Source organism: Hydrocarboniphaga sp., assembly GCF_028291725.1.
Classification (GTDB): Bacteria; Pseudomonadota; Gammaproteobacteria; order Nevskiales; family Nevskiaceae; genus Hydrocarboniphaga.
Genome location: NZ_JAQGNT010000005.1, coordinates 23,856 through 29,855, shown reverse-complemented (window position 1 = coordinate 29,855; position 6,000 = coordinate 23,856). Strand labels below are relative to the sequence as shown.

The 6,000-nt window shown below is 64.4% G+C and carries 7 protein-coding genes; 5 read left to right on the top strand and 2 right to left on the bottom strand.

Going from position 1 to position 6,000, the window contains the following annotated elements; genetic code table 11:
• Positions 1-122: 122 nt before the first annotated feature.
• Both JWQ90_RS01350 and JWQ90_RS01345 read right to left on the bottom strand, forming a co-directional pair.
• Positions 123-875, bottom strand: coding sequence for an ABC transporter ATP-binding protein (locus JWQ90_RS01350; RefSeq protein WP_299688204.1), 753 nt, complete (start codon positions 873-875; stop codon positions 123-125).
• Positions 872-2,017, bottom strand: coding sequence for an ABC transporter permease (locus tag JWQ90_RS01345; RefSeq protein WP_299688201.1), 1,146 nt, complete (start codon positions 2,015-2,017; stop codon positions 872-874). Before JWQ90_RS01345 ends, JWQ90_RS01350 begins: the two co-directional genes overlap by 4 nt.
• Before the next feature lie 214 nt (positions 2,018-2,231).
• On the opposite strand from JWQ90_RS01345, the gene JWQ90_RS01340 reads away from it, so the two are divergent.
• From JWQ90_RS01340 to metK, 5 genes are all read left to right on the top strand, one after another.
• Complete coding sequence (locus JWQ90_RS01340) at positions 2,232-3,398, top strand: alkane 1-monooxygenase (protein WP_299688198.1); 1,167 nt, start codon at positions 2,232-2,234, stop codon at positions 3,396-3,398.
• Positions 3,399-3,493: 95 nt separating this feature from the next.
• The gene (locus tag JWQ90_RS01335; protein WP_299688195.1) at positions 3,494-3,658 is read left to right on the top strand and encodes a rubredoxin; all 165 of its coding nucleotides are present in this window, start codon (positions 3,494-3,496) and stop codon (positions 3,656-3,658) included.
• Complete coding sequence (locus JWQ90_RS01330) at positions 3,658-4,002, top strand: pyrimidine/purine nucleoside phosphorylase (RefSeq protein WP_299688192.1); 345 nt, start codon at positions 3,658-3,660, stop codon at positions 4,000-4,002. The genes JWQ90_RS01335 and JWQ90_RS01330 overlap by 1 nt, the downstream gene beginning before the upstream one ends.
• Positions 4,003-4,009: 7 nt before the next feature.
• A complete protein-coding gene (locus tag JWQ90_RS01325) occupies positions 4,010-4,489 on the top strand; it encodes a cupin domain-containing protein (protein WP_299688189.1) in 480 nt (159 codons plus the stop codon).
• Positions 4,490-4,656: 167 nt separating this feature from the next.
• Positions 4,657-5,859, top strand: a complete 1,203-nt coding sequence (gene metK, locus JWQ90_RS01320; protein ID WP_299688186.1) for a methionine adenosyltransferase — start codon at positions 4,657-4,659, stop codon at positions 5,857-5,859.
• The last annotated feature ends 141 nt before the right edge of the window (positions 5,860-6,000 follow it).

Sequence of the window (6,000 nt, the reverse complement as noted above, 5' to 3'; positions counted from 1 at the left end):
CTCCAACTCAGCCTCCACTTCCGCCGTGAACGACAGTGTCACCGCCACCCGAGCCATCTCATCCCCCCCAACGCCGCAATGGGGGTTATCATAATACTATCGATGTATAATGCAATTAGGCACTAGTGGCCGTGATGCTCGGCGGCGATTTCCTGCGGCGAGTTGAGCGTGCGGAACACGCGGCCGTCCTCCATCTCCGCCATGCGGTCGGCGTAGGAATAGATGCGGCTGTCGTGGGTGACGATGATCACCGTGCGGTCGGGGCTGGCGGCGACGTCGCGCAGCAGCTGCATCACCAAGGTGCCGTTTTCACGATCCAGCGCCGAGGTCGGTTCGTCGCAGATCACCAGACGCGGCTCGTGCACCAGCGCGCGTGCAATGGCGACGCGCTGCTGCTGGCCGCCGGATAGCTTGCTCGGCCGCTCGTTGGCCTTGTGGCCGAGGCCGACGCGTTCCAGCACTTCCTTGGCGCGCTTCAAGGCGTACGCGTTGGACTTGCCCTGGATCAGCAAGGGAATCGACACGTTCTCGCCGGCGGTCAGCGTCGGGATCAGGTTGAACTGCTGAAAGATGAAGCCGATGTTGTACGCGCGGAACTGCGTCAGCGCGCCGGATTTCATCTTGTCGACGCGCTCGCCGAAAACCATGACCTCGCCGCCATCGGTATTCAGCGTGCCGGCGAGCACCGACAGCAGCGTGGTCTTGCCGCAGCCGGAGGGGCCGACCAGCATCACCAGGCCGCCCAAAGGCGCGTCGAAGTCGGTGGCCTTCAGCACATGCGTGCGCGCATCGCCTTCGCCGAAGTACTTGTCGACGGCGCGCATGCGCACCGCCTCGCCCGAAGTCGGGGTCAGAGTCGGGATCTGCTTGCTCATGCGCGGAACACGATGGCGGGCTCGAGCCGGGCGATGCGCAGGATGCCGCTCAGCGCCGCCACCGAGCTGATCAGCAAGACGATGCCGAGCACGATCGCCGGAACCTGCCAGGGCATCGCGTACGGAATCGTGCGCGTACTGATCGCCATTCGCCCGAATGCGACGGTGATGCCGATGCCGATGCCGTAGCCGATCAGCCCGACCGCCACGGACTGGAACAGCAGCATCTTGCACAGCACCGGCGTCGGCGTGCCCATGGCCTTCAGCGCGCCGAGAAAGCGCGTGTTTTCGAGCACGAAGGAATAAAAAGTCTGCGCCGAGATCGCCATACCGACGACCAGGCCGATGAACACGGTAATGCCCATGACCGCCGGAATGCCGGTGTTCTTGAAGAACCAGCGGATCGTCGACCAGCGGAATTCGTCGTTGGTGTAGGCCTTCAGGCCGGTCTCCTGTTCGATGCGGCGCGCGACTACTTCGGCGGTCAGGCCGGCCGCCGGTTCGGCCAGCACGAAGCTCAGCATTTTGCGCGACTTGTAGGCGTAGCCGGAGACCGCGCGATCGTAGGTCGTATAGACGTAAGGGCCACCGATGAACGGCCGCTGCACGTCGCAGATGCCGACCACCTCGACCTCGTTGTCGTTGAGCTCAAGCACGTCACCGACGCCGATCTTGGTGTCGCGGCCTTCGCTGAAACGCTCCACCGCGAACTCGTCGATGATCGCGGTGCCGGGCCGGCGCAGATCGGCCAGCGAGCCCTGCAGGATGTGTCCCGGCGCGCCCGCCAGCGTGGTCGGATCGAGGCCGACCAGGGTGATGAACTTGAAGTTGCTGTTGGTCGGATCGCGCGCGACGACGATGCCCTGGTACAAGGGCGCGGCCCAGGCCACGCCGTCGACCGAGCGGATGCGGTCGGCGTCGGTATCGCGCAGCGGCTTGTTCTCGTTGACCTGCTCGACCTTCGGGTCGGCGACCCAGATGCTCGCATTCATGTTCACCAGCGGCGAGTAGGTCCAGCTCATCAGGCCGCAGAACAGCGCGGACTGCTGCGCCATCAGCAGCGTGGCGAAGGCCATGCCGCTGACCAGCATCATGTACTTCGACTGATCGCCGAACAGCATTTTCAACGCGACGAGATACACGCGGCTCCGATCGAGCGGCGAAGCCGCCCGGGGTATCGATGGTTTAGTGCGGCAGAGAAGCCGCAGGAGGCCGTAGCCTACCGGTTGACGAGCACTAGCAAAAACCAGGCAAGTCTCCGCACATCGGGGGACTTGACCCCGCACCCTGAGTTCCATTAAGTTAATTGAACGGTCGATTAACACCATCGGATGTATGCAAGTCGGAGGAGAAACCATGAGTACGACAACGAGCGCCACGCCGGTCTGGACCGACAGGAAGCGCCCTTTCTGGCTGTTCGGCGCGGTCATCGTCGCGCTGCCGCTGTACGCCTTCGCCGGCTATTCGCTGACCGGCTGGGGCCTGTTCTGGTGGCTGGGGCCGATCTTCGTCTACGGCGTGATCCCGCTGCTCGACCGGCTGCGCGGTACCGACGCCGACAATCCGCCGGAGTCGCGCGTGCCCAGCCTGTCGCAGGAGCGCTATTACCGCTGGGCGGTGTATGTCGCGATCCCGATCCAATACCTGAGCTTTATCGTCGGCACCTGGATCGCGGTGAGCCAGAACCTAGCCTGGTGGGAGCTGCTCGGCCTGCTGCTGACCGTTGGCGGTGTATCCGGCGCGGCGATCAACATCGGCCACGAGCTTGGCCACGCGACCGACAGGCTCGACCGCTGGCTGGCCAAGATCGCGCTGGCACCGGTGATCTACGGGCACTTCTACGTCGAGCACAACCGCGGCCATCATGTGCGCGTGGCGACGCCGGAAGACCCGGCCTCGGCGCGCTTCGGCGAGACCTTCTGGGAGTTCCTGCCGCGCTGCTTGTCCGGCTCGATCGCCTCGGCCTGGAACATCGAGAAGCGCCGGCTGGCCAAACAGGGGCATTCGGTCTGGCACTGGAGCAATGACAATCTGCAGTCCTGGGGTTTGAGCGCGCTGATCCTCATAGCGATGACCGCCTGGCTGGGCTGGATCGCGCTGCCGTTCATGCTGCTGCAGGCGGCCTACGGCGGCAGCCTGCTGGAAGTGGTGAATTACCTGGAGCACTACGGCCTGCGCCGCGAGCAGCGCGCGGATGGCTCTTTCGAACGCTGCCAGCCGCATCACTCCTGGAACAGCAATCACATCGTCACCAACCTGTTTCTCTATCACCTGCAGCGCCACTCCGATCACCACGCCAATCCGACGCGGCCGTACCAGTCGCTGCGCCACTTCGAAGAGGCGCCGCAGCTGCCTTCGGGCTATGCGTCGATGATCCTGCTGGCCTACTTTCCGCCGCTGTGGTTCAAGGTCATGAACCCGAAAGTGGTCGCCCATCATCGCGGCGACATGAGTCGCGCCAACATCAAGCCGGAACTCCGCGAGCGGGTGCTGGCTCAGTACGCGGGGCGGAAGGCCGCTTAGGCGCGCTCTGATCAGGCATAATCCGGGGCCAAGGCGGCGCATCTACCGCGCCGCCTTTTTGCTGTCTCCCATCCCCTCAACGAATTGTTTCCATCATGAAGAAGTGGCGCTGCCTGGTTTGCGATTTCGTCTACGACGAAGAAAAAGGCCTACCGTTCGAAGGCATTCCGGCGGGAACCCGCTGGGAAGACGTACCGGACGACTGGACCTGCCCCGACTGCGGCGCCGGCAAGCTCGACTTCGTGATGGAAGAGGTCTGATGTCCGCGGCGACGCTCGACCAGGTGTCGGTGCAGACCCGGGCCAACCTCTATTTCGACGGCAAATGCGTCAGCCACACGGTGTTGTTCGCCGACGGCACGCGCAAGTCTGTCGGCGTGATCCTGCCGGCGACGCTGCCGGCGGCGTCATCGCCGGCCTGGCTCCATTTCACCACCGCCGCTGCCGAGCGCATGGAGCTGGTTGCCGGCCATTGCCGGGTCAGGCTGAGCGGCGCGGCCGGATGGACCGATTACGCCGGCGGCCAGTCGTTCGACGTGCCGGGCGACTCCGCCTTCGACATCGAAGCGCTGGAGCCGCTGCACTACGTGTGTCACTTCGGCTGAGCGGGTCGTGACGGTAGCCGCGGACTGGATTGCTCGTCTCGGCCTTGAAGCTCACCCCGAAGGCGGCTACTTCCGCCGCATCTACACCGATGGCCGCCTGATCGATACGCCGGCCGGCGCCCGCGCCGCCGCCAGCTCGATCCACTATCTGCTGGACCGGCGCTCGCCGCTCGGCCGCCTGCATCGCAACCGCTCGACGATCCTGCATTACCTGCAGCACGGCGGCCCGGTCGATTACCGGCTGCTGACCGCCGACGGCAGCCTGCGCACCGTCACCCTGGGTATCGAACCCGGCCAGTCGCTGTTCCTGGCAGTGCCGGGCGGGGTTTGGAAAGCCAGCGAGCTGCCGCCGGACGTCGCTCATGCGCTGGTGTCCGAAGTCGTGCTGCCGGGCTTCGACTACGCCGACCACGATTTCATGAGCCTGTCGCAACTGGCGGGCGAATATCCGCAACATCTGGATGCGCTTCGGGCTCTGGTGCGGTAGTACGGCTTACCTATCGGTCGCGCGGCCACAACGGCTCTGGCTCCGGACCGCTTCCCTATCGGTAGCCAAAAGCTGTCGCTACAATGCGCAACCATCCGTGCATCCGCATGCACGGATGCACACCTTCGTTTTCTGCCTTTTGCTTGGTTCTTCCCTGGAGTGCGTTGATGTCCGAATATCTGTTCACGTCCGAATCCGTTTCCGAAGGCCATCCCGACAAGGTCGCCGACCAGATCTCGGATGCGGTTCTCGATGCGATCCTGACGCAGGACAAGGCCGCGCGCGTGGCCTGCGAGACTCTGGTCAAAACCGGTGTCGCGATCGTCGCCGGCGAGATCACCACCACCGCCTGGATCGACCTCGAAGCGCTGGTGCGCAAGGTCATCACCGACATCGGCTACACCAGCTCCGACGTCGGCTTCGACGGCGCCACCTGCGGCGTGCTCAACCTGATCGGCAAGCAGTCGCCGGACATCGCCATGGGCGTGGACCGCAAGAGCCCCGAAGAACAGGGCGCGGGCGATCAGGGCCTGATGTTCGGCTACGCCTGCGACGAAACCAAGGAGCTGATGCCGGCGCCGATCTACTACAGCCACCGCATCGTCGAGCAGCAGTCCAAGGTCCGCAAAGCCAAGAAGTCGGCGCTGCCGTGGCTGCGCCCGGACGCCAAGAGCCAGGTCACCTTGCGCTACAAGGACGGCGTCGCCGTCGGCCTCGACGCGGTGGTGCTGTCGACCCAGCACGATCCGAGCGTCAAGCTGAAGACGCTGCGCGAAGGCGTGATGGAAGAGATTCTCAAGCCGGTGCTGCCGGCGAAGTGGATCAGCAAGAACACCAAGTTCCACATCAACCCGACCGGCAATTTCGTCATCGGCGGCCCGGTCGGCGACTGCGGCCTCACCGGCCGCAAGATCATCGTCGACAGCTACGGCGGCTGGGCCCGCCATGGCGGCGGCGCGTTCTCGGGCAAGGACCCGTCCAAGGTCGACCGCAGCGCGGCTTATGCGGCGCGCTACGTCGCCAAGAATATCGTCGCTGCCGGCCTGGCCGCGCGCTGCGAAGTGCAGGTGAGCTATGCGATCGGCGTGGCCGAGCCGACGTCGATCTTCGTCACCAGCTTCGGCACCGGCAAGCTCAGCGACGAGAGCCTGGAGAAGCTGGTGCGCAAGCACTTCGACCTGCGCCCTTACGGCATCGTCAAGATGCTCGATCTGATTCACCCGATGTACCAGCTGACCGCGAGCTACGGCCACTTCGGCCGCAAGCCTTTCGACGTCGTCGGCGCCAACGGCGAGAAGTACACCGCGTTCTCATGGGAAAAGACGGACCGTGCGGAAGCGCTGAAGGCCGACGCGAAGGGCATGAAGTAAAAGAGGCAGCAAATGAAAAAGGCCGGATCGTGACGATCCGGCCTTTTTTGTGAGCGACGTCTCGCTTCATCGCGGTCAAGGACCGCTCCTACAGTCGCGAAACGACGGTCCGCAATATTCCTGTAGGAGCGGTCCTTGACC

What these genes read in the sequence shown, in the direction of transcription:
- JWQ90_RS01340 (WP_299688198.1), top strand. Translation starts at nt 2,232, where the DNA reads ATGAGTACGACAACGAGCGCCACGCCGGTCTGGACCGACAGGAAGCGC.
- JWQ90_RS01335 (WP_299688195.1), top strand. Translation starts at nt 3,494, where the DNA reads ATGAAGAAGTGGCGCTGCCTGGTTTGCGATTTCGTCTACGACGAAGAA.
- JWQ90_RS01350 (WP_299688204.1), bottom strand. Translation starts at nt 875, where the DNA reads ATGAGCAAGCAGATCCCGACTCTGACCCCGACTTCGGGCGAGGCGGTG.
- metK (WP_299688186.1), top strand. Translation starts at nt 4,657, where the DNA reads ATGTCCGAATATCTGTTCACGTCCGAATCCGTTTCCGAAGGCCATCCC.
- JWQ90_RS01330 (WP_299688192.1), top strand. Translation starts at nt 3,658, where the DNA reads ATGTCCGCGGCGACGCTCGACCAGGTGTCGGTGCAGACCCGGGCCAAC.